Origin of the sequence: Floccifex porci, from assembly GCF_009696175.1 — a bacterium.
In the GTDB taxonomy this organism is placed as follows: domain Bacteria; phylum Bacillota_I; class Bacilli_A; order Erysipelotrichales; family Erysipelotrichaceae; genus Floccifex; species Floccifex porci.
Map to the genome: position 1 here is coordinate 15,351 of NZ_VUMM01000017.1, position 25,331 is coordinate 40,681.

The window sequence follows — 25,331 nt, forward strand, 5'->3', positions numbered from 1 at the left end:
CTGGAATTAGAAGGTATTTACATGGAACCTGAAAACAAGAAGAAAGCCATTATTCAGATTGTTCATGGTATGGCAGAACATAAAGAACGATATTTGCCTTTTATGCGGTATCTATGTAATCAGGGATATGTAGTTGTGATTCATGATCATAGAGGACATGGACAAAGTATCAAGCATACAGATGATCTGGGTTATTTTTATGATGAAACAGGTACATACATTTATTTAGATGCTCATGATATAGGGATGAAGTTTAAAAAAGAATACAACCTTCCTCTTTATTTAATGGGGCATTCTATGGGTTCTTTAGTAGTTCGAGAAGTTTGTAAATACTTTGATAAAGACATTGATAAATTGATTGTATGTGGTTCTCCTTCAAAAAATGATGCGATTGAATCGGCAATCACATTAACGAAATTTTTAATGAAACTGTAGGGTAAGAAACACAGAAGTTCATTGATTCAACATATCGCATTTTCTTCTTATTCAAAAAGATTTAATGATTCATTAGAAAATACATGGTTAAGTGAAAATAAAGAAAATGTATATACATACAATGAAGATCCTTTATGTGGTTTTACTTTTACCTTAAATGGATTTTTAAATTTATTTTCATTAATGAATGATGTTTATAATGCCAGTCAGTGGAAATGTGATCATAAAGAACTGCCAATTCTATTTATTGCAGGAGAAAAGGATCCTTGTATTGATACAAAAGAAAAATGGATCGAAGCCCAGAACTTTTTAAAACAGTTGGGATATCAATCCATTCAAAATCATTTATATGAAAATATGAGACATGAAATCTTAAATGAAAAAGAACATGAAATCGTATATAAAGATATACTTGATTTTTTAGAATCAGAATAATCTGATTCTTTTTTTATAGAAGAATCATCAGTATGCCAGATAAGACAGCTGTAATATATAAAATAATAAATACTTTTACTATATTTTCTTTACTGGCACCATATCGAATCAGACATACCAGACCTAAGCCGGCATTCGTGATTAGACCAGCTAGTAGAGATCCAAAGGATATACCGGAAATTGTATAAAGCTGTGCCAGTATAACGGTAATGGCACAATTGGGAATGAATCCAAATAAGGCGGTAATAAAAGGCTGGAAAATCGATTTTGATAAAAGTATCGTCTCCATTTTCTCCACTCCGATTGCTTCAATGCACAGTGTTAATACTAAAGAAGTAATAAATATAAATATATAAATTTTTAAAGATCTTATTAATGCACTGATGTATAAAGGATATTGTGTATAACAGCAGGGACATGCATTACTGGTATCGTCTTCTTCATAGTCTTCTTCCTCTTCCATGGTTTCAAAACGAATAATTTTCTGTTTTCGAACAAGAATAAAGTCCACAATGTATCCTACAGTTACTGCAATCACAAATTTACAGAGAATCAGCTTTATTAGGGATGAAAATAAAGAAGGATTGGATAATAATACCGGAATGGCTTCATCACTGGTTGCGATCATTACAGCAATCAAAGTACCCATAGTGATATTCTTTTGAAGAAAGAGCATACTGGCCAGTATACTGAATCCACACTGGGGAATCAAACCCAATATTGCGCCAAATAAGGGTCCATATTTCTGTAAAGAATAAAACATGGAATCATCACTTGTTTCTTTTCTTTCAAATATTTCAAGTATACAGTATGTTATATATAATAAAGGAAGCATGATCCATGTATCATGGATAATTTCTAAAAATATTTCCAAAATATCACCTCGGATTTATTTTACACAAAACTATAGAAAAATCAAAAATAAAGAATAAAAAAAGAGCTTACGCTCTTAAGAAGAAATGATTTTCTTTTTCTGTTTTAATTTCAGCTCGGTATATTCTTTTATTGTAGTATAAATCAGGGCAAAAACAGGAACACCTAAAAACATTCCTAAAACACCAAATAGACCACCACCAACGGTAACCGAGAATAAGATCCAGAATCCATTGATTCCTAACTGGTCTCCTAAAACAATTGGTTTAATGATATTTCCATCAATTTGCTGTAAGATCACAATAAAAATCATAAATCCAATGGCATAGATTGGTTTGATCAGTAAAAGTAAGAATATAACCGGTATCGCACCTAAAAATGGACCAAACATTGGAATGATATTGGTTACTCCTATAATTAAACCAATCATTGGAGCATATGGAATTTTAAAAATCAGCATACCAATATAACATACCAGTCCAATAATTGTTGAATCAATAATGCTTCCAATAATGAATTTTTCAAAAATATCTTTGGCATCATTGACCCATAAACATAAATAATCTGCTAAACTGTCATTTAATAGAATATAGTTAAATTTTTTAAAGAATTTCTGTAAAGATTCATGATCCAGTAAGATATAGACTCCAGATACAATAGATAAAATAAAATCAAAGGTTCCACTGATAAATGCATAAGAGTAATTGGCAATCTTGGGAATAAATTTTGTGATATATTCTGTAATACGTGCAGTCAGATTTAAATCGGCTAAAATTTTTTCAATTTGGGCTGCATCCAGTTTTAAATAAGTAGAAATTTTGTATATGAATTTTACTAAAGTCTGTCCATATTCACCAATATTCTGTATAAAAATCTGGAAAGAATCCAATATAGCAGGAACTGATATCTGTAAGAAAAAGAAAATAAATAAAATCGCAACAATAAATACAATTAAAGTAGATACTAAACGTATTCTTCGATTGGATAAATGCAAAGATCGCATTTTCATTTTATGTTCAAGCCATGCTTGTGGTTTATGTAAAATAAAAGCAATTCCTAAACCTAAAATGAAAGGGAAGAGTAAATTTAATATAAATTTAAAGACATTCAGTATATTCTGTAATTTCAAAAGTATAAGAAATATTAATGCGACGATCAATAAAGATGAAGAATAAACAATAATTTGTTTTTTCATATCGGGCGTAATTTTTTGTTTCATAATCAAAACCTCGAGTAAATTTTATCACAACTGGAAAAATAATTCTTAAGAAGTTATAATATTTTTATGAAATATTTATATGAAGGAACTATATCCTGTAAAGCTATTTTAGAAAATAAAAATCGAAATTGTAGATGTCTATATGTAGATAGTAAAAAAAGAACCAGAGATTTTCGTTATATTATTCAGCTGGCAAAAAAAAGAAATGTAAAAGTACAGATATGTAATCGAAGTGAACTGGATGCCTTATGCGATGGTACAAAACATGGAGGAATGCTTCTGGAAGCAGATCTTTGTACAAAAAGAAAACTGGAAAACATATCTTCTGGATTTAATGTTTATGTAGATGGAATCGAAGATCCTTATAATTTAGGAAGCATTTGTCGAACTTTATATGCCAGTGGAGCTAAAAGTTTAATATTACCTTTAAGAGACTGGTCTTTTGCGGATAAAACGATAGTAAAAGCCAGTGCAGGAGCTTTTGAAAAGATGGACATTTACTGGATCGAAAAAGAAGAACAACTGATTCATTGCTGCAGGGAAAAGGACATTCCTTTGTACTGTGCACATAGAAAAGATGCAATCTCATTATATGAAATGAATTTTCCAGAAAGTTTTGTACTGGCTTTGGGAGGATCTTTTAGAGGATTGAGCTCTCTTGTCTGTGAAAACAGCAGCCAGAATATTGTGATTCCTTATGGAAATGATTTTAAAAATGCATTGGATGCTCCCAGTGCCATTTCTGTTCTTTCTTTTGAAATATTAAGACAATCAAAATGGCAGTAATGCCATTTTTTTATGATATAATAAGGACTATGAAAATAAATGTATATGTAGAAACACAGGCAATGGAATTAAACAAACCCTTTACTTATTTATGTAATGAACAAGTATATGTAGGGTGTCGTGTAAAGGTTCCATTTGGATATAAAGACTGTATTGGAATTGTAACAGAAATAAACGTTACCTCTTCTGTTCAAAATCTAAAAGAAGTAAAAGAAGTGATCGATCGTACACCCTTACTGAATGAAGAATTGATGAATTTAGCAAAGTGGATGTCAAATTATTATGTGGCACCGCTTATTTCCTGTTATAAAACAATGTTGCCACCGGCTTTAAAACCTTCTTCTACATATGCATCAATCGTATATGAATCATGGGCCTTTAAAAAGGAAAGCCAGATGCCTTTGACAAAACATCAGCAGGAATTGATTCAATCGATTTCTTTTCCCATTAAAGCTAGTGAATTTCGTAAAATCTGTAAATCCTGTGCAAAAGCTTTAATTGATAAAGGATATGTTGAAATCCGTCAACTGGAAAAGAATCCAAAACTGGTATCTTCTTCTGTAGATTCTCAATTTTCCTTAACGAAACAGCAGAAAGATGCCATTGACAAGATTACGCAATCTTCTCAAACTTATTTTTTATTACATGGAGTAACGGGTTCAGGAAAAACAGAAGTCTTTTTACAATTGGCCAGTCAAGCACTGCAGCAGGGAAAACAGGTACTGATACTGGTTCCAGAAATTGGTTTGACACCTATGATGATTGAAAGAGTGAGTGCTCGCTTTGGATCGGATATTGCCATCTATCATTCACAATTAAACAATCAGGAAAAGTATTCTCAGTATAAACTGGTAAAAGAAAATAAAGTAAAAATTGTAGTTGGAACGCGTTCCAGTATTTTTATGCCTTTTTCAAACTTAGGTTATATTCTTATGGATGAAGAACATGATTCTTCTTATAAACAGGATAATAGTCCGCGTTATCAGACAAAGGATATTCTGATTCAAAGAGCCAGAGTGCATCATTGTAAAGTTGTCATGGCTTCAGCTACACCTTCTTTAGAAGCGTATGCACGTGCTTATAAAGGAAATTATGAACTGGTTTCATTGAATCAAAGAGTGAATCAGAAGATGCCAGATATTCATTTAATTGATATGCGAAAAGAAAAATCTATGAATGGTTTATCCAGTACTTTAATTCAGAAAATTGAACAATGTTTATCCAGAAAAGAACAGGTGATTTTATTACTGAATCGAAGAGGATATTTACCAGTTGTTAAATGCAGTACATGCAATGAAGTGATGACTTGTCCAGATTGTGGAATAGCTTTAACGTATCATAAAGATTCACAGTCTTTGATCTGTCATTGTTGTGGAAGAAGCTTTTATTTCAAATCGGAATGTCCCAAATGCCATGGGCATCAGTTTTATCAGCTGGGTATGGGAACCGAAAAACTAGAAGAAAAAATATCGGAATTGTTTCCAGAAGCTCGAATCATTCGAATGGATGCAGACAGTACTCGAAAAAAAGGGGCACATGAGAAGATTCTAAAAGAATTTGAAACCAGAGGGGACATTTTAATTGGAACCCAGATGGTGGCCAAGGGGCTGGATTTTGCCCGTGTGACTTGCGTTGGAATTCTACAGGCAGATCTGGCAATGGTCCGAAATGATTTTTCCTCTTCTGAAATTGCTTATCAGCTGCTTGAACAAGCCTCTGGTCGAGCTGGAAGAAGCGATAAAGCTGGAAATGTATACATTCAGACTTTTGAACCCGATCATTTTGTGATGAAATGTGTACTATCCCATAATTATCTTTCTTTTTTTCAACAGGAGATGAAATATCGCCATTTAGGTCATTATCCACCTTATGTTTATTTATGTACTTTAATATATATTCACAAAGATCTTAATAAAGCTTTTGAAATCGCAAATAAAGAAAAAGAATTTCTGAATTCATTAAAAGTATTAGGTCCAATAGAAATTCATTCTCGAAAAGATGGAAAAAGAGTTCGTCTGGTCATAAAATCAAATACAAAAGAAGAATTAAATCAGAAAATTAAAGAATGTTTTACATATCATTCTTCTTTAAAAACAAATGTAAAACTGGATATTAATATGTATCCAAACCGATTGGAGGATTAATATGCGCTATTGGGTATATCGTGCATTATATGAAGTGATTGTGCATCAGGTTTATTCAAATCTGTATTTAAAAAACAATCTGTATCAAGTTGATTGTAAAGATCAGGCTCTGGCAACCAATATATTTTATGGAACCATTCAGAATTACAGTTTTTGTCAATATGTATGGAAACAGTATGCTCACTATAAAGTCAGTGATAAAATAGATGTATTATTGTCAATGAGTGTTTATCAGCTTATATTTTTAGATAAAGTACCATCTTATGCCATTGTCAATGAAGCTATTGAAATTGCGAAAAAAGAAGAGCCAAGATCTAAAGGATTTGTGAATGCGATCTTAAGAAAAATTAATAAAAATAAAATTAACTATCCAGAAAATGAATTTAATCGTTTAAGTATTCAATATTCTTTACCAGTATGGTTATTAAAAATGTGGGATAAACAATATGGATCGATGCAGATGAGAAATATGCTTCCATACTGCAATCAAATCATGCCTCTGTATATACGATACAATCCCAATTATACATTTGAAACAACTTATGAACACATATGTGGAACTTTATATAAAACAAATTTAAATCAGATTGCGAACAATCAATTGTATAAAGATGGAAAAATTTCTGTACAGGATGAAGGATCGTATCAGATCTGTTTATTTTTAGATATAAAAGAAAATATGAATGTGCTAGACTGTTGTGCTGCTCCAGGTACAAAATCTATGGCAATTGCAGAAATGCTGCATCATAGTGGACATGTGGACTGTATTGAACTGCATGAACATAGAAAAGAATTAATTGAAAAAGACATACAAAGACTTTCTTTAAACAATGTCTCCTGTTTCTGTCAGGATGCCAGAGATTTAAGTTCTTTTTTAGAATACGATCGAGTCTTATGCGATGTACCTTGTAGTGGATATGGTGTATTATCCAGAAAACCGGATATCAAATTAAAAATGAAGCCAGAAGATATGGATACATTGATTCCTTTACAGTATGAAATACTGGAAAGTGCATCAAAACATGTAAAAAAAGGTGGCATTCTTGTTTATTCCACTTGTACAATAAATAAGAAGGAAAATGAAAAACAGATAGAAAAATTTATAGAGAATCATTCCAATTATGAATGTTTAGAAATGAAAACCATTTTTCCTCAAAAAGAAAAAGATGGATTTTATATGGCAAAATTAAAACGAATAGATTAGAGGGTTAGAATGAAAAGCTTATACGATTTAAATTATGAACAAATGCAGAATATGGCTCTTGAACATGGATGGAAAGCCTTTCGTGGACATCAGATCTTTCAATGGCTGTATCGCTCAAGAGTATCCGAGATAGATGAAATGTCAAATCTGAGCAAAGAAACAAGAGAAGTTTTAAAAGAAGAATTTGAAATGAATCCATTGACATTGATTCGTAAACAGGTCAGTCATGATGGAACCACTAAATTTCTGTTTCAGACAAAAGATGGAAGTTTACTGGAAAGCGTTATGATGATTTTTGATTATGGACGAAGTGTATGTGTTTCTTCTCAGGTGGGCTGTAATATGGGATGTGCTTTTTGTGCTAGTGGATTGACTAAGAAAAAAAGAAATCTGACCAGTGGAGAAATGTGTGCACAGGTTGTTTATGTTCAAAAAGAGCTGGATCAAAGAAACGAGAGACTGTCTCATATTGTGGTAATGGGAACGGGGGAACCATTTGACAATTACGATGAAGTGATGAATTTTTTATCCACTGTCAATCATGATAGAGGACTGGGAATTGGCTCAAGACATATTACCATTTCAACCTGTGGTGTGGTGAATCGAATCTATGATTTTTCAAATGAACATACTCAGTACAATCTTGCCATTAGTTTACATGCACCCAATGATGAATTGCGAAGTCAATTGATGCCCATTAATAAAGCTTATCCTTTAGATGAATTGATGAAAGCACTGGATTATTATTCAAAAGAAAACAATCGAAGATTAACTTTTGAATATATATTATTAAAGGGAGTCAACGATCAGCCAATTCATGCGAAACAATTATCAAAATTATTAAAAAATCGGAATGCTTATGTCAATCTGATACCATACAATAATGTGGATGAAAAACAGTTTAAAAGTGTAAGTTATCAGGAAGCGATGGTTTTTTATGATTATTTAATGAAAAACAATGTTCGCTGTACAATACGGAAAGAACATGGAAACGATATAGATGCTGCCTGTGGTCAGCTAAGAATAAAAGAAATGAGAAAGGGACAGTAAGATGAAAGTATTTGCGAATTCCGATGTTGGATTGGTCCGAAAAGTAAATGAAGATGATTATTGTGTTTTTCAAAACAACAATCAAGACTGGCTGGCAGTTGTCTGTGATGGAATTGGTGGAAATGCGGCAGGTGAAATCGCAAGTCACATTGTGATTTCGGTATTAAGAGATGCTTTCTTACAGGCTCCTGTTTTTCAAAAAGATGTACAGGTCAATCAATGGCTTCATAAAAATTTAAATAAAGCCAATGATAAGATTTTTTCGGAAAGTATAGAACATGAAGAATATAAGGGAATGGGAACCACATGTGTCGGTATTTTAATCACAAAAATTGGGAGTTATATTTTTAATGTTGGGGATTCTCGTATATATGCGGATTATTCCGATGGTCTGATTCAGATGAGCGAAGACCATAGTGTCATTGCTCAACTTTTAAGAGAAGGGAAAATTACCATCGAACAGGCAAAAACTCATTTACAGAAAAATACATTAACCAATGCATTAGGCATCTGGCACTTATTTCGAATCGATATTAATAAAATACAGTCAAATTATAAATATGTACTGGTCTGCAGCGATGGTTTACATGGTTATGTAGAACACAAAGTTATACAGAATATTGTAGAAAGCGAAAAATACAGTCTGCAGGATAAAGTAAACAGTTTAATTCTGGAAGCTCGTTTAGCTGGTGGACTGGACAACTGTACGGTTATTCTGTTTGATAATAGATTGGATGAGCCATATGATTAAAACTATATCCAATCGCTATGAAATATTATCCTTGATTGGTCAGGGAGGGATGGCCGATGTTTATATGGCAAAAGATACGATACTGAATCGTGTTGTTGCTATTAAAATCTTAAGAGAAAAATTAAGCGAAGATGCGATGACTCTGGTTCGCTTTCAAAGGGAAGCCAGTGCTGCCAGTCGCATTTCTCATCCCAATGTCGTAGATATATATGATGTAGGCGAATACAATGGCATGCATTATATTGTCATGGAATATATAAAAGGACATACATTAAAACAGCTGATTGCCAAAAGAGGAGCTTTATCTCAGCAGGAAGCTTTATATATCATGAAACAGCTGACCAGTGCGGTTTTATGTGCTCACCAGGCGAATATTATTCATCGAGATATTAAGCCACAAAATGTGATTTTAAAAGATGATGGAACGGTAAAGATTACCGATTTTGGAATTGCGATTGCCAGCAATTCGGTACAGTTAACATCAAATAATACAGTAATGGGTTCAGCTCACTATCTGGCACCTGAAACGGCACAGGGAAAAGAACCCAATCCACAGGTGGATATTTATTCATTGGGAATTGTGTTTTTTGAATTGTTGAGTGGTTCAGTTCCGTTTCGAGGAAGTACACCAACCGAAATTGCGATACGTCATTTAAAAGATCCAATGCCATGCATAAGAGATTATAATCCACAAATTGCTCAATCGGTTGAAAATATCATTTTAAAAGCAACCGCAAAAGATCCTGATGATCGATACAAAAATTGTGCTGAAATGTTATACGATCTGGAACATTGTCTGGATCCAGAATATCGCAATGTGAAACGTTTAAATCTGAATAAAAAAGTAACGAATTTAGATTTACATAATGGTAAAGTAGAAGTTGAATACGAAGCGAAAAAAAGAAATTTAAGACCTGTAATTGCAGGTGTACTGATTGCCAGTCTTTGTGTTGCGTTAATTGTTCTGATCCTGCTGGTCAGTGGAATTGTTCGTATTCCTGGATTTTTAAATTATGAAGTCATGCCCGATATTTTAGGTTTAAGTCAGCAGGATGCCATCGATATATTGAAGGAAGAAAATTTTGATACCGAGTTAATTGTATTCAAATACGATGTCAGTGATGAATATAATAAAGGAGAAGTAATCTCTTCAAGTTATAAAACGGGTGATATCGTTAAGAACAATAAAAAATTTACCATTACTTTATCTAAAGGACCTAGTTTCTTAGTGGAAGACTATACCGGTTTATATATTACAGATGTTTTGAATGAGTTTGAAAAAGAAGGAGTTCAATTAAATATTAAAATTGAATACGAAGGAAAAAAAGATACCAATCCAGGTATTATTCTTCAGCAGAAAGATTTAAAAGTAGGACAGAGAATTGATCCGGATGCCAATGAAACAATTACATTTATAGTATGTGAATATCCAACGATTAAAATTTCAAAAGATTATATTGGTAAAGATGTTCAGCAGGTAAAAGAAGAATTGAATGAATTAGGAATTGCGGTTGTGTTAAAACCAGCTGTAAGCAATCCCGTTTATTATACCGTTGTACAAATTGATCCAGATGTAGGAAGTACTTATACACAGGAAGGGACAGATAGTGTAGTAACACTTTATTATGATTAATATGGAAACAGGAACAATCATTAAAATGATTTCAAACCAGTATACAATTGATACAGGAAATGGAGAAATCATCGCAAAACCAAGAGGAAAAATGAGATTGAATCAGTCTCCTGTAGTAGGAGATGTTGTACAATTTGAAAAAGTGGATGATTCGTATCGGATTCATTCCATTGAACCAAGAAAGAATAAACTATTACGGCCTTCCATTTCCAATGTAGATCAGGCTTTAATAGTGACCAGTCTAAAAGATCCTGATTTTTCAGATCATTTATTGAATCGTTTAATTTTTCTGGTTTCTTTATCTCATGTAAAACCAGTTATTGTCATCACAAAAATGGATCTGATAGAAGATTGTAAACCTTATGAAGATGAATTAAAAAAATATGAAAAAGCGGGGTATCCGATCTTTTATTCTTATCCAGGCTATAATGAACAGGCATTGATGGAATTGATTGATGGAAAAATCAGCGTTTTATGTGGTCAGTCTGGAGCAGGAAAAAGTTCTTTATTAAATCGTTTAGATCCTTCTTTCCAGCTTCAGACACAGGAAATATCAAAAGCTTTAGGTAGAGGAAAACACACAACCAGACATTGTCAGCTTCATAAAATTCGCAATGGATGGGTAGCGGATACCCCAGGATTTTCCAGCCTGGATTTTAATTATATGGATACATCCCATTTAGATGAAGTAATCCTGGATTTTCAGCCTTTTTTGAATCAGTGTCGATTTAAAGACTGTATTCATATAAATGAACCTGATTGTGCCATCAAAAATGCAGTATCCGAAAAATTGATCAATGCTTCTATTTATGAAGATTATAAGCAGATAAAGGAGAATAAAAAATGAATGAATGTATTATAGCCCCTTCTGTATTGTCTATGGATTTTTCAAAAATGCAGAAACAGACACAAATTTTAAATCAATCACAGGCGAAATGGCTTCATTTTGATGTGATGGATGGACATTTTGTGCCGAATATTACATTTGGTGCATCTATCTTAAAAGGATTTAAAGAATCCAGTTCTCTTTATCTGGATGTACATCTGATGATCAGTGATCCAGTAAAATATTTGTCCGATTTTAAAAAAGCAGGGGCCAATCAGATTACTGTACATGTGGAATCATTCTCAAATGATATAAAAAAGATAGAAGAAGCCATCCGCTTGATTCACGAACTAGGATGTGATGCAGGTATTACATGTAGACCCAATACACAAATAGAATCATTTGAATGTTTATTGGACTGTATTGAAACATTCCTTGTGATGAGTGTGGAACCTGGTTTTGGTGGACAGACTTTTATGGAAAATCAACTGGAGAAAGTCAGATGGCTGAAACAAAAAAGAGAAGAAAAAGGGTTATCGTATCGAATTGAAATTGATGGAGGAATCAATTCTGAAACGGCGAAAAAATCAAAAGAAGCTGGATGTGATACATTAGTGGCTGGTTCTTATATATTTAAAAATGACATTGAAGAAACAATAAGGGAGCTATTAAAATGAGCACTGCATATTTGATTACTCCTTTATCAAAAAAAATTCCTGTAGATGAAAATGCACACTATATAGGAGTGGATGCGGGAAGTTATCGTATTCTGGAACAGAATCTGAAAATTGAATATGCGATAGGGGATTTTGATTCTATGTCTGAAAAAGAACTGCAAGGATTAAAAAAAATATGTCCAGTTTATCAATATCCTGTGATGAAAGATGAAACCGATAGTGAACTGGCGGTATTAAAAACTTTTGAAAAATATGACACTGTGATATTATATGGTGCTTTAAGTGGAAGATTGGATCATACAGTATTAAATATAAGCTTAATGATTCAAAAATATCCCAGTATTATTTTAATGGATGAAACACAGAAAGTAAGGGTGTTAAAAAAAGGAAGGTATGAATTGAAAAAAGATTATAAAAATATTTCTTTTTTTGCACTGGAAGAATCAGAAATTTCATATTCTGGATTTTTATATTCTTTAGATCATAGAAAAGTATCAATCAGTGATTTATATTTAACTTCAAATTCATTGATTCAGGAAAAAGGAATTGTAGAAATTCATTCAGGTTCTTTATTATGTATACAAACAAATGAAAAATAAAAAAAACAGCTTAAACAGCTGTTTTTATGTGTGAATTAAATTAATCCCTTTTTCTTTAAGGTTCTTAATGTACGAGCACTCACACGTTTCTTTTCTCCATTAATAGTAACTTGTTGTAAGTTAACATTCCATTTACGGCGTGTTGCACGTAAAGAGTGAGAACGTCTATTTCCAGTTAAAGGACCCTTACCAGATACTTCACATACTCTTGACATCTTTCCTGTCCTCCTTTTTTTTCATATTACGCAATCGCTTATTAATAATATCATTCTCAATCTATTTTTTCAAGAATAAATTTCAGTTTGTTCAATGCTTATTATAGTGTTATAATACAGTGAAAAGGAGTCTGAGAGTATGGTCTATATTATAGGATTTTTCACAACATTATTATGTGTTATTTTAATTATGCCAAAAACCATTGATTTTTTACATAAAATAAAATTTGGTCAGACCGAAAGAGAAGAAGGACTGGATTCTCATAAAAAAAAGAATGGTACCCCTACAATGGGTGGTATTGTCTTTATTCTTATACCGGTTATTATTTATTTAATTACTTATTTTGCTGGATTTATACCAATGGATCTGAATGCTGTGATTTTATTGCTGGCCTTTATAGGATATGGTCTGATTGGATTTATTGATGATTATATAATTGTTGTTAAAAAAGATAATCAGGGATTAAAACCAAAAACTAAATTTCTGATGCAGTCTATTTTAGCCATTGTATTCTTTCTGTTATACAGAACCAATTCGTCTTTATCTTTATGGATTCCTATCTGGGATAAAACCATACCACTAGGATTCTTATATTTTTTCCTGATTTTTATTATGTTTACAGCAGAAACCAATGCCGTTAATCTGACTGATGGATTGGATGGATTGTGTGCTGGTCAAATGATCATTGCACTGGTTCCTTTTGTAGTCTTTGCCTTTTTACAGGGACTTACTCAAATTGCTTATATTCTGATCCTTGTCATAGCAGCCTTGCTGGGATATTTAAAATTTAATAAACATCCAGCTAAAATATTTATGGGGGATACTGGATCTCTAGCATTAGGTGGAATTTTTGCGGCTACAGGAATGGTATTAAAACAGGAAATCCTGCTGGTTCTGATAGGTCTTGTATTTGTAGTGGAAACGTTAAGTGTTATTATTCAGGTTACTTATTACCGAAAAACGAAAAAACGTATTTTTAAAATGGCACCGCTTCATCATCATTTTGAAATGTGTGGATGGAACGAAACCCAGGTCGTACATCGTTTCTGGCTGGCTGGATTGATTTGTGCGATTGCTGGATTGTTGATAGGAGTTATATAATATGTCAAATGTACTGGTTATTGGAGCGGCTCGTAGTGGTATTGCCGTAAGTAAATTATTAAATTCTAAAGGATATCATGTGCTGTTAACAGACATGAAAGAAATCAAAGAAAAAGAGGAACTGATTCTAAATGGAATCGAAGTCTTTGATGGTGGACATCCAGATACATTAAAAGAATTGGATTATGAATTTGTAGTGAAAAATCCAGGAATTCCTTATCGTGTAGAATTCATTCAGTTTTTTCTAAAAAAACAGATTCCAATCTATACAGAAATTGAAATCGGATATCGTTTTGCCCCAGAATTTCAATATGGAGCGATTACAGGAACCGATGGTAAAACGACAATTACTACATTACTGTATGAAATGTTAAAGAAAAAAGGAAATGCACTGGTTGCCGGAAACATAGGTACACCTTTATCCGAACTTGTTTTCGAACATGGAAATGAAAAAAGAGATGTTGCCATAGAATTGAGCAATTTTCAACTGTTAGGAATGTCTACCTTTAAACCAGTTGTTTCCACTGTTTCCAATTTAGCACCCGATCATTTAGATTATATGGATTCTTTAGAAGAATATTATATTTCTAAAATGAAGATTTATGAAAATTGTGACAATAATGATTATTTTATACGGAATGTAGATGATGAAAATATCATGAAATACGCAAAAGACATTCCTTGTCAGATCATTGATTTCTCATTAAAGAGAAAAGATGTAGACTTATATATAAAGGATCATTATGCGTATTATAAAGAAATTCAATTATTTGATATAGACGATTTAAAAATAGTAGGAGATTTCAATTGTGGAAATGCGATGATGGCAAGCTGTATGGCTTATATAATGGGAGTTTCATTAACTGACATTCAGGATGTGATTTCTTTCTTTAAAGGAGTGGAGCATCGAATTGAATATGTTGCAACCATAAATAATGTACGTTATTATAATGATACAAAAGCCACTAATACGCATGCTGCCTGTGCAGCCTTATCGGCTTTTCATAACAATTTAATTTTATTGTGTGGGGGAAAAGATAAACATATTTCTTTTGATGATATGAAAGCATTCGATCATCAAATAAAACATTGTTTTTCATTTGGTCAGACAAAAGATAAGTTTAAAGATATTTTTACTCATCAGACTTCATGTGAAACGATGCAAGAAGCTTTTGAAAATGCAGTGGCATTGGCAAAACCAGGGGATGTAATCTTGTTGAGTCCTGCTTGTTCAAGTTTCGATCAATTTAAAAACTATGAAGTGCGTGGAGAAATCTATAAACAGCTGGTTTTAGATTACGCTAAGAAAAGGAGTCAGGAATGAGTTTCATTATTGATTTAATTAAAACTATCATTTTAGGAATCGTCCAGGGAATTACAGAATGGTTGCCCGTAAGCAGTACAGGGCACTTAATTCTATTTGATAGTTTATGGCCGCTTACACCTCCTGAATTTTTTAATGTATTTAAAGTGGTTATACAATTTGGAAGTATATTAGCGGTTCTGTTCTTATACTTTAAAAAATTAAATCCATTTGATCCTTCAAAATCAAATAAACAGAAGAAAGATACATTTAGTTTATGGGGTAAAGTCATTGTTGGAGTGATTCCTGCTGGGATTATTGGATTGTTGCTGGATGATATTATTGATGGATATTTATCCGCAAATTTTGTGATTGCTATCACTTTAATTGCTTATGGTATTATCTTTATTATAGTGGAAAAAAATCCAAAACCTGTGACCATTAATAAATTGGAGCAAGTGGATTATCTAACCTCTTTAAAAATAGGATTTTTCCAATGTCTTGCATTGATACCAGGAACATCTCGATCCGGAGCCACTATTTTAGGGGGCCTGCATTGTGGGTGTTCAAGATACGTAGCCAGTGAATTTTCTTTCTTTATTGCCATTCCAGTAATGGCAGGAGCCAGCTTATTAAAAATAGTTAAATATATTATGGGATTTGGTTTCTTTAGTTTCAGTCAATTGGTTTTATTAATTATAGGAACATTCATCAGTTTTATTGTCAGCATATTTGCGATACGAACTTTATTGAATTATGTACGTAAACATAATTTTACAGTTTTTGGATATTATCGCATCGCATTAGGTATATTTGTCTTATTATTTTTCTATATATTATAAAAGAGTCTATTCAATCGAATAGATTTTTTTATTTCAAAATGGAATATATCATGTAATAATTAACATAAATAATAATTTATCAGTATGATAAAATTGAAGAAAGAAAAGGAGAATCTGATATGTTTAAAGTCCGGCGGTATTCATTCATAAACTAAATTTAAAAAAAGGAGATGAAAGAATGAACCCGCGGAAAAGAAACAATATTTAGACGCCATTAAAAAATTCAGACCCATTGATGATACTTTTATGAGAATTCTATTTCGCAAGAATACTTCTTTAGTACAAAGAATATTAAATATAGTATTTCAAACCAAAGATATCGAAATAGAAAGATTGGATACTCAGGTAGACCTGATCAAAAGTCATGATTCTAAATCCATAAGACCGGATGTACTGGCAATCGATCAAAATAAAAATTATTATGATATAGAAATTCAAAGAGATTCAAAAGAAGCCAGTTCAAAAAGATGTCGATACTATACATCTATTCTGGATGTAGAATTTATGAAACCTGGAATGGATTATGAAAAGCTTCCTAAGATATATATGATCTTTATTACTGAAAAAGACTATTACCAAAAAGGAAGAGGCTTATATAAAATCCAGAAAGGTATAGAAAATCATCCGGATCTAAAATATGAGGATGAAGTATATATTTTATATATAAATGGTCAATATACAGGAGAAGATGAATTAGGTTATTTAATGCACGATTTTAATTGCAGTGACTATAGAGATATGATTCTTGAAGAAATGAGAGAATCGGTTAAAAAACTTAAGACAAATGAAAGTGAGGTTGAAAATATGTGTCAGATCATGGAAGAACTGGTAGAAAATGGAAGACTTCAAGGTTTAAACGAAGGAATTATTACTGGAAGAAAGGAAGGAATTCTTTTAGGAAAAACAGAAGGAATTCTTTTGGGAAAAATAGAAGAAAAAAAAGCCACAGCCCACAATTTATATGAAATGGGATTAGATTTGGATAAAATCGCAAAGGCTTTAGACAGTACTATCAATCAGGTCAAAGAATGGCTTTCAATTCACTGATAGTAAAAAAGGCAAGGATCTAAAAGATGATCCTTGCTTAATTTTTATAGAGTAAATCCAACTTTTTTATAAACTTTACGAATTTTTTTATTCGCAATGTAATTTGCTTTTTCTGCACCTTGTTTCAATACTTCGTCAATTTTTCCACTTTCAATAATCGCTTTATATTTAGATTGTAAATCGGTTAAGAAATCAAAAATAGTTTGTCCAATTTCTTTCTTTAATTCACCATATCCTTTTCCCTGATAGCGAGATACGATACTTTCAATTGGTTCATTTGTAAGAACGGATTGAATTGTTAATAAATTTGATATTCCTGGCTGATTTTCAGGATCGTATTGAATGATTCCGATAGAATCGGTAACTGCAGACATAATCTTTTTACGAGCTACATTTGGATCGTCTAATAAATCGATGGTTCCTTTTGGATCGGTTACGGATTTTGACATCTTTTTTGTTGGATCCTGTAAAGAACATATTTTTTGACCTACACTTGTTGTGAGTGGTTTAGGGATTTTGAATGTGTCCGAATAACGATTGTTAAAACGTTCTGCCAGATCACGAGTCAATTCAACATGCTGTGTCTGATCTTTACCTACCGGAACATAATCTGCATCGTAAAGTATAATATCACCAGCCATTAAAGGTGGATAAGTAAACAATCCAGCTGTGATTCCGGATTCTCCTTTAGCTGTTTTATCTTTGTATTGTGTCATACGCTGTAATTCTCCAACATAAGAAGTACAAGTCATGACCCATCCTAATTTTGCATGTGCATCTACATCACTTTGTAAAAACAGAGTGGTTTTTTCTGGATCCAATCCACAGGCTAAATATAAAGCAATCAGATCTTTAGTATTTTTTCTTAATTCTTTTGCTTCAATGGGAACTGTAATGGCATGTAAATTGGCAATAAAGATAAACAATTCATATTCTTCCTGATATTTAATAAATTGAGAAATCGCTCCAATATAATTTCCTAAATGTAATCGACCGGTAGGTTTTATTCCACTAACCATTCTTTCCATAATACAACCTCCTCTTATCTAAAAGATTATAGCACCTAATTGATATTATTCAAAGTCTATATTGACACTAGTAGAAAAGAATGTTATGATTAGCACGCAGAGAAGAAGAGTGCTAATTTCGTCGAAAGGAGTGGTCTTATGGTTCTATTGTATACATCTCCAGGGTGTGCAAGCTGTCGTAAAGCAAAACAATGGTTAAAAGACAATAACATTGAGTTTGTTGAAAAAAATATATTTACTACCTTATTAAATAAAGAGGAAATTAAATATATTTTGTCTCGATGTGAAAATGGTACAGAAGATATCATTTCTGTTCGTTCAAAAGCATTTATGGCTTTAAAGAAAGATATTAATGATTTATCTTTAAATGAATTAGTGGAACTGATTCAGAAAAACCCATCGATTTTAAAACGGCCTATTTTAATTTCTAAACAAAATTTAGTAGTAGGATATGATTCAGATGAAATAACGACAATGATTCCTTCTGAATTAAGAAATATTATTTCAAATGCCTGTACAGGAGAATGTCCTAGTTTTGAATTGTGTGGAAATGTTTCAAAAGAAGTAAGTGCTAGACCTTAAAAACAAAAGTAATACGGTTTGAACTGTATTACTTTTTTTTGTATATATTGTTTATTTAAGTTTGTAAATCTTCGAAAACGCTTACTTTTCATTGAGAATGTTTACTTTTAATGTTATATTATTTCTATGAAGAATAACAAGGAGGAAGTTATGTCAAAGAAATATGTATATCTCTTCAGTGAAGGTAATGCATCTATGCGTGAACTTTTAGGAGGGAAAGGTGCCAATTTAGCGGAAATGACAAATATTGGTTTACCTGTTCCACAAGGATTTACAATAACAACTGAAGCATGTACACAGTATTATGAGGATGGAAAAATTAACGATGAAATCATGAATCAGATTGAAGAAGGAATCGTTAAAATGGAAGAAATCACTGGAAAGAAATTTGGTGATTTAGAAAATCCTCTATTAGTATCTGTTCGTTCAGGAGCACGTGCAAGTATGCCTGGAATGATGGATACTATCCTGAATTTAGGATTAAACGAAGAAGTTGTTGAAGTTATTGCGAAAAAAACTGGAAATGAAAGATGGGCAAGAGACTGTTACCGTCGTTTTATTCAAATGTATTCAGATGTTGTCATGGAAGTAGGAAAGAAATATTTTGAAGCTTTGATTGACAAAATGAAAGAAGAACGTGGTGTTACACAGGATATCGAATTAACTGCAGGTGATTTAAAAGAATTAGCCGATCAGTTTAAGGCTGAATATAAAGCTAAAATTGGGGTGGATTTCCCAGATGATCCAAAAGAACAGTTATATGGTGCCATTAAAGCCGTATTCCGTTCATGGGATAATCCTCGTGCCAATGTATATCGTAGAGATAATGATATCCCATTCTCCTGGGGAACAGCTGTTAACGTACAGGAAATGGCATTCGGTAACTGGTCCGATGAATCTGGTACGGGTGTGGCCTTTACAAGAGATCCAGCAACTGGTGAAAAGAAATTGATGGGTGAATTCCTGATCAATGCACAAGGAGAAGACGTTGTAGCTGGTGTTCGTACACCACAGCCTATTTCGGCACTAAAAGATGTAATGCCAGAAGTATTTGAACAGTTTGAAAAAGTCTGCAGCATTCTGGAAAATCATTATCATGATATGCAGGATATGGAATTTACAATCCAGGACCGTAAATTGTATATGTTACAGACTCGTAATGGGAAACGTACTGCAAAAGCCGCTTTAAAAGTTGCTTGTGATTTAGTGGATGAAGGAATGATCACTCCAAAAGAAGCCGTATTAATGATCGATCCTCGTAACTTAGATACTCTATTGCATCCTACTTTTGATCAGAAAGTATTAAAAGAAACACCTGTTTTATCAAAGGCATTAGGAGCTTCTCCTGGGGCAGCAGCTGGTAAAATCGTCTTTACAGCAGAAGATGCCAAAGAATGGGCAGCTCGTGGAGAAAAAGTTGTACTGGTTCGTTTAGAAACTTCTCCTGAAGATATCGAAGGTATGAAATCCGCTCAAGGTATTTTAACAGTACGTGGTGGTATGACATCTCATGCAGCCGTTGTAGCTCGTGGTATGGGTACTTGTTGTGTATCTGGTTGTGGAGATATCACAATGGATGAAGAAAATAAACGCTTTACTTTAAAAGGAAAAGAATATAGAGAAGGAGATCCAATTTCATTAGATGGATCCACTGGTAATATTTATGATGGTATCATTCCTACAGTGGATGCGACAATTGGTGGAGAATTCGGCCGTATTATGGCATGGGCCGATGAATATCGTACTATGAATGTACGTACCAATGCGGATACTCCAAAAGATGCTGCTAAAGCCATTGAATTAGGAGCACAGGGAATTGGTTTATGTCGTACTGAACATATGTTCTTTGAAGCCGATCGTATTGCTGCCTTTAGAGAAATGATTTGTGCGGATACTTTAGAAGAAAGAGAAAACGCACTGGATAAAATCTTACCAATGCAGCAGAAAGATTTTGAAGGATTGTTTAAGGCTTGTAAAGGATATCCAGTTACTATTCGTTTCTTGGATCCACCTCTACATGAATTCGTACCAACGGAAGAAGAAGACATTGCTTTATTAGCTGAGTCACAAAGAAAAACAGTGGAACAGATCAAAGCCATTATTGATAGTCTACATGAATTCAACCCAATGATGGGCCATCGTGGTCTAAGACTTGCCGTAACTTATCCAGAAATTGCTAAAATGCAGACTCGTGCGGTGATTCGTGCAGCTATTAATGTAAATAAAGAAAATCCAGAACTGAACATTTCTCCAGAAATTATGATTCCACTTGCAGGAGATGCAACAGAATTAAAATATGTAAAAGATATCGTTGTTGCTGTAGCGGATGAAGAAATTAAGAATGCAGGTGTTAAACTGGATTATGAAGTTGGAACAATGATTGAAATTCCAAGAGCAGCCTTAACAGCGGATGACATTGCCAAAAATGCAGACTTCTTCTGTTTTGGAACAAACGATTTAACACAGATGACATATGGATTCTCAAGAGATGATGCTGGTAAGTTCTTAAATGCTTATTACGATCGTAAGATCTTTGAACAGGATCCATTCGCAAAACTAGACCAGATTGGTGTTGGTAAATTGATGAAGATTGCCATTCAATTAGGAAAAGAAAGCAATCCAAACCTTCATTTAGGTATCTGTGGAGAACATGGTGGAGATCCAACATCTATTGAATTCTGTAATAAGATTGGATTGGATTATGTATCTTGTTCACCTTATCGTGTACCAATTGCCAGATTGGCTGCCGCACAAGCTGCAATCAAACAAACAAAATAATTTAAAAAACGGAGATTTTAAATAATCCTGTGGATGAGCTCTAAACGATTTGTGGATATGCTTTAACCAGTTGTGTTGATAGCTTTAAATAATTGTGTGGATGAGCTTTAAAATATAGTGTGATATTGTGATAAAAAGACGGTTTTGAACCGTCCAGTCACAAATCACACTTTTTTACATTGTATAACTGTCTTTTTTGTTTAAACAATACATGATTCTGTTTTTTGCTCTTTTTGAATTTGTGTATCCATATGCGTTATAGATTAAACGTTCGATCTGATTGTTCCTTGATTCTATGAAGCTGTTGTTGATTCTTCTGCTGTTTATAATTGTAAACGAATTGATAATTTCTTTGTTCCAGTTTATAAGTAGATTATAGAATTCATGATATTCTTCAATTCCTGAGTCTCCAAATTCCAAAATCAAACCTGCCAGGCCTTTTTCTGCTTCTTCAAGTGAAGTGTTTCTGTTAAAGAAAATATATTTTTCTTTTAGTTCATAAGCCGTTTTTAAGTCAGGAAATCTGTCGAATAGAATAGTAAGGATATCTCTGTAATTTAAATACCGCTTGAATCTTTTGTTGTATTTGGCTTTGTTGTCCAGGTCGAACCACTCTTGAAGATATTTTTGAATTTGGTCAGCAGATACTGAATGTCTTCGTCCTGTGTTTCTCTTCGGCATCTTAAACGTACTTGATTAAAACCTTCGATGAGATGTTTTAGAACATGAAATGGATCCGCACATACGATGGCTTTTGGAAAATAGATATGGGCAATATCTCTGTAGTTATCGTACAAATCTATTGAAACATATTTTACGTTATGCAATTCAGACTTATTTGTGTACTTATTCAATGTCTGAGCTCTTATTGCGGATAGGTAATTGGCAATATAGGCTTTTTTTCTATCAGGTAATACATCAACAATCTCACCGGTAATAAAATCCATAAATATGCACATATAAAGAGAATCGTAATTTGACTGAGGAAAGAAGTGTTCATCGATAGAGAGTACTTCGGGAAGTGGTTTTCTTTTGATGTCTACATGTTTATCGAAAATCTGAATAACTTTTGTCACTGAAATATTGTATCTGGCAGCTACAGCAGAATATGTATTGGCTACAAATTTAAGATCTTTTAATACGTTTATTTTTGTTTCCAGAGTAACAGATTCTCCTGTATTGATAAAAGGGTTCTTTTCACTGAAAGAAGAACTGCAATCTTTGCATAGATACCGGCGACGCTTGTAAAAGATTAAACATTTTCGATTAACCAGGGTTGAATGAATAAGTTTCCGCTTGGTAAAACCATTACCAACAATATGACAAGAATCACAATAAGGGCACTTAAGGTTAGATAATGGTTTCAACTTCACGAAGAAATTTAGTGAGTGATCAGAATTTTTGATAGAATCAATAGATTCAATTTGATCGTAATTGATATTTAATATATCTGTGATAAACTTTTGATTGGATATTATAAAAATCCATCCTAGCATTATGATTTGTGACAATTTCATTCTATACTAGGAGGGATATTTTTATGAATATATCCACACAAATATTTAAAGGAAAACCACACTAATTGTGAAAGCTAATTTCAAGCTTCAAAATGCCAGATTTGTCCGCACAAATCTTTAAAGCCCATCTACAACACAAAATTATTTATAGTGCTAGGTTTTTTTATTTTCTGATAGATATGTACTTACAGGCTGCTTAATGTAACAAGAGATATTTATTACTAAAGGAGACCAACTACATAGACTTATCCAACTATAAATAAAAAATAGGAACTGGATAATACTCATCTTTAAAAGGATAAAGTCTTAAATTTAATAATTAGAATAAGGTTCTATTTTATTTTTACAGAATGAGAAAGGAGCGTATGATATTTTATCACAGATTTGCTTAATATAAGGGAAGGTTAACAAATATAAGAGCAAATGATATTGTGGACGTTTTTGAAGTTAGTGTAGATTGGATTTTATATGTTGATGAAGAAAAAATCCAATCAATAAAAAAGTGATTGACTGGTTATAAAATCACTCAGAATATAGAAAAGAAATTTGGGATAGAATTCATAATGAATTTAAAGATTGAATTATATGAAAGGAATGCGAAATGATGTATAAAAACATATATTTACCGTAAAAGTAAGAAAATAAAATTAATTTATTTTTATAGTTTTTCCTGTTTTTTACGAATATAAATAACAGGAGGAATTAAAATGATAGACTTAAAAAAAGATATTAATTTTCGTTATGTATTTGGAAAAAATGAAGAAAAAAATAGAATGGCTCTTTCTGCAATGATACAGGCCTTTATTGGAGAAAAAGTAGAACATCTGCAGATTTAATCCAGTGAACTGAAAATGGATATGGAAAATGCCAAGGAAACAAGAATGGATATTCTGGCAAGCTTTGGTAAGGGAGAAAAAATCGATATTGAGATGCAGATGTGCAACAATAAGTATGAACTGGCACAGAGAATGACATTTTATGCCGGACAGCTGATTAGTTCACAGCTGGTAAAGGGAGAAGACTATTCCAAGGTGAAGAAAAGCTATATACTGTTTATACTGGATTTTAAATGGATTCAAAACGATGACCAGCTAGTACATATCTTTTTAAAGAAAGACAAGTGGAACAATGTATTATTTGAAACCGACTACTGTCCCTTTGTGATCGTAGAACTTCCAAAAGTAGAATATAAAAAAGAAATGAGCGTATCGGAAGAATATGCCTTTGTACTGAAATACAATCAGGATGAAAGATATCGTGATATAATAGAAGCGATAAAGAAGAAAGATAAAGGTATATGGAATATGTTGGAATGTGCAGATCAGATCAGACAGGATGAAAAAGAATGGCTGAAAAAGATAGAAGAAGAAAGAAATGAACTGGATCGAAACCAGAAAATTACGAATGCCAGACTGGAAGGTTATGAAAAAGGCAAGAGTGAAGGTGAAACGATTGGAGAATCACGTGGAAAAGCTATGGGTGAAGCCATTGGAGAAACTCGTGGTAAAGAAGAAACAATGAACAAAAACATCCAATCCATGTATAAAAATGGTTGTGATATTGAATTTATCGCAAGAGTGTTGGAACAAGATATTGAATATATAGAACAAATCATTAAATCAAATTTACATGACAAGGTTTAGAAGCCTTGTTTTTCTTTTTAAAAATTATACATTTTTTAGTCATTTTTATTTTTTATTACGTATATAAAATAAAGGAGGTATTAAAAAATGTATTATGAAAATGAAAAAGAATGGCTGAAGAAGATAGAAGAACGAAATGAACTGGATCGAAACCAGAAAATCACAAATGCCAGATTGGAAGGTTATGAAAAAGGCAAGAGTGAAGGTGAAGCGATTGGCGAATCACGTGGAAAAGCAATAGGAGAAACTAATAATTTACGTAAAAACGTCCGATCTATGTATAAAAATGGTTGTGATATCGAATTTATCGCAAAAGTATTGGAACAAAACATTGAATGTGTAGAACAAATCATTAAATCCAATTTATATGACAAGGTTTAGAAGCCTTGTTTTTTTTAAAAACTTTTTATAATTTTCATTTGAATTCCGCATATAAAATACAGAAAAATTATAAATGGATTAAAAAATGAATGGCCTAGAAAGATTATAAAAACCCATAAGCAATACAAAGTCTTTGATATGTACCCTCCAAACTGGACAATAAGCCAGTAAGGAGGGTTTTTATATGAAGTATACATGGCAGTTTAAACTTGAATGTGTAAAGAATTATAAGAAAGGCATTACTACACCTGTACCTGAATA

Annotated in this window: 24 protein-coding genes and 1 pseudogene; 19 read left to right on the plus strand and 6 right to left on the minus strand. The window is 32.6% G+C overall.

The genetic code is table 11. The features are described 5' to 3' along the window. Positions 1-21 precede the first annotated feature (21 nt). Positions 22-870: pseudogene (locus FYJ50_RS07895) on the plus strand (alpha/beta fold hydrolase). A 13-nt stretch (positions 871-883) separates the two neighbouring features. On the opposite strand, the gene FYJ50_RS07900 reads toward FYJ50_RS07895, so the two are convergent. Beyond that, positions 884-1,744: a putative manganese transporter gene (locus tag FYJ50_RS07900; RefSeq protein WP_235900948.1), complete on the minus strand. Its 861-nt coding sequence runs from the start codon at positions 1,742-1,744 to the stop codon at positions 884-886. Positions 1,745-1,819: 75 nt separating this feature from the next. Next, positions 1,820-2,962, minus strand: a complete 1,143-nt coding sequence (locus tag FYJ50_RS07905) for an AI-2E family transporter (protein ID WP_154460790.1) — start codon at positions 2,960-2,962, stop codon at positions 1,820-1,822. 66 nt (positions 2,963-3,028) lie between these two features. On the opposite strand from FYJ50_RS07905, the gene FYJ50_RS07910 reads away from it, so the two are divergent. Genes FYJ50_RS07910 through FYJ50_RS07950 form a run of 9 tightly spaced genes read left to right on the plus strand, consistent with a single transcriptional unit; the run spans position 3,029 to position 12,632 of the window. After that, positions 3,029-3,748: an RNA methyltransferase gene (locus tag FYJ50_RS07910; RefSeq protein ID WP_154460792.1), complete on the plus strand. Its 720-nt coding sequence runs from the start codon at positions 3,029-3,031 to the stop codon at positions 3,746-3,748. A 29-nt stretch (positions 3,749-3,777) separates the two neighbouring features. After that, positions 3,778-5,892: a replication restart helicase PriA gene (gene priA / locus FYJ50_RS07915; protein ID WP_205946479.1), complete on the plus strand. Its 2,115-nt coding sequence runs from the start codon at positions 3,778-3,780 to the stop codon at positions 5,890-5,892. Position 5,893: 1 nt separating this feature from the next. Continuing rightward, positions 5,894-7,096: a 16S rRNA (cytosine(967)-C(5))-methyltransferase RsmB gene (rsmB, locus tag FYJ50_RS07920; RefSeq protein WP_154460796.1), complete on the plus strand. Its 1,203-nt coding sequence runs from the start codon at positions 5,894-5,896 to the stop codon at positions 7,094-7,096. A 9-nt stretch (positions 7,097-7,105) separates the two neighbouring features. Continuing rightward, positions 7,106-8,146, plus strand: coding sequence for a dual-specificity RNA methyltransferase RlmN (gene rlmN / locus FYJ50_RS07925; RefSeq protein WP_154460798.1), 1,041 nt, complete (start codon positions 7,106-7,108; stop codon positions 8,144-8,146). Position 8,147: 1 nt separating this feature from the next. Further along, a complete protein-coding gene (locus FYJ50_RS07930; RefSeq protein ID WP_154460800.1) occupies positions 8,148-8,897 on the plus strand; it encodes a Stp1/IreP family PP2C-type Ser/Thr phosphatase in 750 nt (249 codons plus the stop codon). Then, a complete protein-coding gene (pknB, locus tag FYJ50_RS07935) occupies positions 8,890-10,530 on the plus strand; it encodes a Stk1 family PASTA domain-containing Ser/Thr kinase (RefSeq protein ID WP_205946480.1) in 1,641 nt (546 codons plus the stop codon). Before FYJ50_RS07930 ends, pknB begins: the two co-directional genes overlap by 8 nt. A 1-nt stretch (position 10,531) precedes the next feature. Next, positions 10,532-11,377 carry a ribosome small subunit-dependent GTPase A gene (rsgA, locus tag FYJ50_RS07940; RefSeq protein ID WP_235900949.1) on the plus strand — a complete coding sequence of 282 codons (846 nt, stop codon included), beginning with the start codon at positions 10,532-10,534 and terminating at the stop codon, positions 11,375-11,377. Further along, positions 11,374-12,033, plus strand: coding sequence for a ribulose-phosphate 3-epimerase (rpe, locus tag FYJ50_RS07945; RefSeq protein WP_154460806.1), 660 nt, complete (start codon positions 11,374-11,376; stop codon positions 12,031-12,033). The genes rsgA and rpe overlap by 4 nt, the downstream gene beginning before the upstream one ends. Continuing rightward, a complete protein-coding gene (locus FYJ50_RS07950; protein ID WP_154460808.1) occupies positions 12,030-12,632 on the plus strand; it encodes a thiamine diphosphokinase in 603 nt (200 codons plus the stop codon). The genes rpe and FYJ50_RS07950 overlap by 4 nt, the downstream gene beginning before the upstream one ends. A gap of 35 nt (positions 12,633-12,667) precedes the next feature. Here FYJ50_RS07950 and rpmB read toward each other — a convergent pair whose 3' ends face one another. After that, positions 12,668-12,847: a 50S ribosomal protein L28 gene (gene rpmB, locus FYJ50_RS07955; protein WP_154460810.1), complete on the minus strand. Its 180-nt coding sequence runs from the start codon at positions 12,845-12,847 to the stop codon at positions 12,668-12,670. 139 nt (positions 12,848-12,986) lie between these two features. On the opposite strand from rpmB, the gene mraY reads away from it, so the two are divergent. The 4 genes from mraY to FYJ50_RS07975 all read left to right on the plus strand — a co-directional run bounded on the left by mraY (position 12,987) and on the right by FYJ50_RS07975 (position 17,141). Next, entirely contained in the window at positions 12,987-13,949 is a 963-nt protein-coding gene (mraY, locus tag FYJ50_RS07960) for a phospho-N-acetylmuramoyl-pentapeptide-transferase (protein ID WP_154460812.1), read from the plus strand. Position 13,950: 1 nt separating this feature from the next. Then, a complete protein-coding gene (gene murD / locus FYJ50_RS07965; protein WP_154460814.1) occupies positions 13,951-15,273 on the plus strand; it encodes a UDP-N-acetylmuramoyl-L-alanine--D-glutamate ligase in 1,323 nt (440 codons plus the stop codon). Then, positions 15,270-16,094 (plus strand): undecaprenyl-diphosphate phosphatase, encoded by an 825-nt coding sequence (locus FYJ50_RS07970; protein ID WP_154460816.1) that lies wholly within the window; start codon positions 15,270-15,272, stop codon positions 16,092-16,094. The genes murD and FYJ50_RS07970 overlap by 4 nt, the downstream gene beginning before the upstream one ends. A 231-nt stretch (positions 16,095-16,325) precedes the next feature. Further along, on the plus strand, positions 16,326-17,141 hold the full coding sequence (locus FYJ50_RS07975; protein ID WP_338083007.1) for an Rpn family recombination-promoting nuclease/putative transposase: 816 nt from the start codon (positions 16,326-16,328) through the stop codon (positions 17,139-17,141). Between the two features lie 44 nt (positions 17,142-17,185). On the opposite strand, the gene trpS is transcribed toward FYJ50_RS07975, so the two are convergent. Continuing rightward, on the minus strand, positions 17,186-18,169 hold the full coding sequence (gene trpS, locus FYJ50_RS07980; protein WP_154460820.1) for a tryptophan--tRNA ligase: 984 nt from the start codon (positions 18,167-18,169) through the stop codon (positions 17,186-17,188). A gap of 138 nt (positions 18,170-18,307) precedes the next feature. Here trpS and FYJ50_RS07985 point away from each other — a divergent pair, with 138 nt between their 5' ends. Then, complete coding sequence (locus FYJ50_RS07985; protein ID WP_154460822.1) at positions 18,308-18,751, plus strand: Spx/MgsR family RNA polymerase-binding regulatory protein; 444 nt, start codon at positions 18,308-18,310, stop codon at positions 18,749-18,751. A gap of 150 nt (positions 18,752-18,901) precedes the next feature. Then, positions 18,902-21,529, plus strand: coding sequence for a pyruvate, phosphate dikinase (ppdK, locus tag FYJ50_RS07990; protein ID WP_154460824.1), 2,628 nt, complete (start codon positions 18,902-18,904; stop codon positions 21,527-21,529). 174 nt (positions 21,530-21,703) lie between these two features. Here ppdK and FYJ50_RS10930 read toward each other — a convergent pair whose 3' ends face one another. Together FYJ50_RS10930 and FYJ50_RS08000 are read right to left on the minus strand one after the other, a co-directional pair. Continuing rightward, positions 21,704-22,162 (minus strand): transposase, encoded by a 459-nt coding sequence (locus tag FYJ50_RS10930; protein WP_420841797.1) that lies wholly within the window; start codon positions 22,160-22,162, stop codon positions 21,704-21,706. Next, positions 22,087-23,046, minus strand: a complete 960-nt coding sequence (locus FYJ50_RS08000; RefSeq protein WP_154460828.1) for a transposase — start codon at positions 23,044-23,046, stop codon at positions 22,087-22,089. Before FYJ50_RS08000 ends, FYJ50_RS10930 begins: the two co-directional genes overlap by 76 nt. Before the next feature lie 707 nt (positions 23,047-23,753). On the opposite strand from FYJ50_RS08000, the gene FYJ50_RS10760 reads away from it, so the two are divergent. The 3 genes from FYJ50_RS10760 to FYJ50_RS08010 all read left to right on the plus strand — a co-directional run bounded on the left by FYJ50_RS10760 (position 23,754) and on the right by FYJ50_RS08010 (position 25,070). After that, positions 23,754-23,882 (plus strand): hypothetical protein, encoded by a 129-nt coding sequence (locus FYJ50_RS10760; RefSeq protein ID WP_268891882.1) that lies wholly within the window; start codon positions 23,754-23,756, stop codon positions 23,880-23,882. A 15-nt stretch (positions 23,883-23,897) separates the two neighbouring features. After that, positions 23,898-24,689, plus strand: coding sequence for an Rpn family recombination-promoting nuclease/putative transposase (locus tag FYJ50_RS08005; protein WP_154460830.1), 792 nt, complete (start codon positions 23,898-23,900; stop codon positions 24,687-24,689). Positions 24,690-24,776: 87 nt separating this feature from the next. Further along, positions 24,777-25,070, plus strand: a complete 294-nt coding sequence (locus FYJ50_RS08010; protein WP_154460832.1) for a hypothetical protein — start codon at positions 24,777-24,779, stop codon at positions 25,068-25,070. Positions 25,071-25,331: the final 261 nt, after the last annotated feature.

What these genes read in the sequence shown, in the direction of transcription:
- FYJ50_RS07950 (WP_154460808.1), top strand. Translation starts at nt 12,030, where the DNA reads ATGAGCACTGCATATTTGATTACTCCTTTATCAAAAAAAATTCCTGTA.
- FYJ50_RS07985 (WP_154460822.1), top strand. Translation starts at nt 18,308, where the DNA reads ATGGTTCTATTGTATACATCTCCAGGGTGTGCAAGCTGTCGTAAAGCA.
- priA (WP_205946479.1), top strand. Translation starts at nt 3,778, where the DNA reads ATGAAAATAAATGTATATGTAGAAACACAGGCAATGGAATTAAACAAA.
- FYJ50_RS08000 (WP_154460828.1), bottom strand. Translation starts at nt 23,046, where the DNA reads ATGAAATTGTCACAAATCATAATGCTAGGATGGATTTTTATAATATCC.
- murD (WP_154460814.1), top strand. Translation starts at nt 13,951, where the DNA reads ATGTCAAATGTACTGGTTATTGGAGCGGCTCGTAGTGGTATTGCCGTA.
- pknB (WP_205946480.1), top strand. Translation starts at nt 8,890, where the DNA reads ATGATTAAAACTATATCCAATCGCTATGAAATATTATCCTTGATTGGT.
- FYJ50_RS07910 (WP_154460792.1), top strand. Translation starts at nt 3,029, where the DNA reads ATGAAATATTTATATGAAGGAACTATATCCTGTAAAGCTATTTTAGAA.
- trpS (WP_154460820.1), bottom strand. Translation starts at nt 18,169, where the DNA reads ATGGAAAGAATGGTTAGTGGAATAAAACCTACCGGTCGATTACATTTA.
- FYJ50_RS07905 (WP_154460790.1), bottom strand. Translation starts at nt 2,962, where the DNA reads ATGAAACAAAAAATTACGCCCGATATGAAAAAACAAATTATTGTTTAT.
- FYJ50_RS08005 (WP_154460830.1), top strand. Translation starts at nt 23,898, where the DNA reads ATGGATATGGAAAATGCCAAGGAAACAAGAATGGATATTCTGGCAAGC.
- FYJ50_RS10760 (WP_268891882.1), top strand. Translation starts at nt 23,754, where the DNA reads ATGATAGACTTAAAAAAAGATATTAATTTTCGTTATGTATTTGGAAAA.
- rlmN (WP_154460798.1), top strand. Translation starts at nt 7,106, where the DNA reads ATGAAAAGCTTATACGATTTAAATTATGAACAAATGCAGAATATGGCT.
- FYJ50_RS07970 (WP_154460816.1), top strand. Translation starts at nt 15,270, where the DNA reads ATGAGTTTCATTATTGATTTAATTAAAACTATCATTTTAGGAATCGTC.
- FYJ50_RS07930 (WP_154460800.1), top strand. Translation starts at nt 8,148, where the DNA reads ATGAAAGTATTTGCGAATTCCGATGTTGGATTGGTCCGAAAAGTAAAT.
- rpmB (WP_154460810.1), bottom strand. Translation starts at nt 12,847, where the DNA reads ATGTCAAGAGTATGTGAAGTATCTGGTAAGGGTCCTTTAACTGGAAAT.
- rpe (WP_154460806.1), top strand. Translation starts at nt 11,374, where the DNA reads ATGAATGAATGTATTATAGCCCCTTCTGTATTGTCTATGGATTTTTCA.
- ppdK (WP_154460824.1), top strand. Translation starts at nt 18,902, where the DNA reads ATGTCAAAGAAATATGTATATCTCTTCAGTGAAGGTAATGCATCTATG.
- mraY (WP_154460812.1), top strand. Translation starts at nt 12,987, where the DNA reads ATGGTCTATATTATAGGATTTTTCACAACATTATTATGTGTTATTTTA.
- rsgA (WP_235900949.1), top strand. Translation starts at nt 10,532, where the DNA reads ATGGAAACAGGAACAATCATTAAAATGATTTCAAACCAGTATACAATT.
- FYJ50_RS08010 (WP_154460832.1), top strand. Translation starts at nt 24,777, where the DNA reads ATGTATTATGAAAATGAAAAAGAATGGCTGAAGAAGATAGAAGAACGA.
- rsmB (WP_154460796.1), top strand. Translation starts at nt 5,894, where the DNA reads ATGCGCTATTGGGTATATCGTGCATTATATGAAGTGATTGTGCATCAG.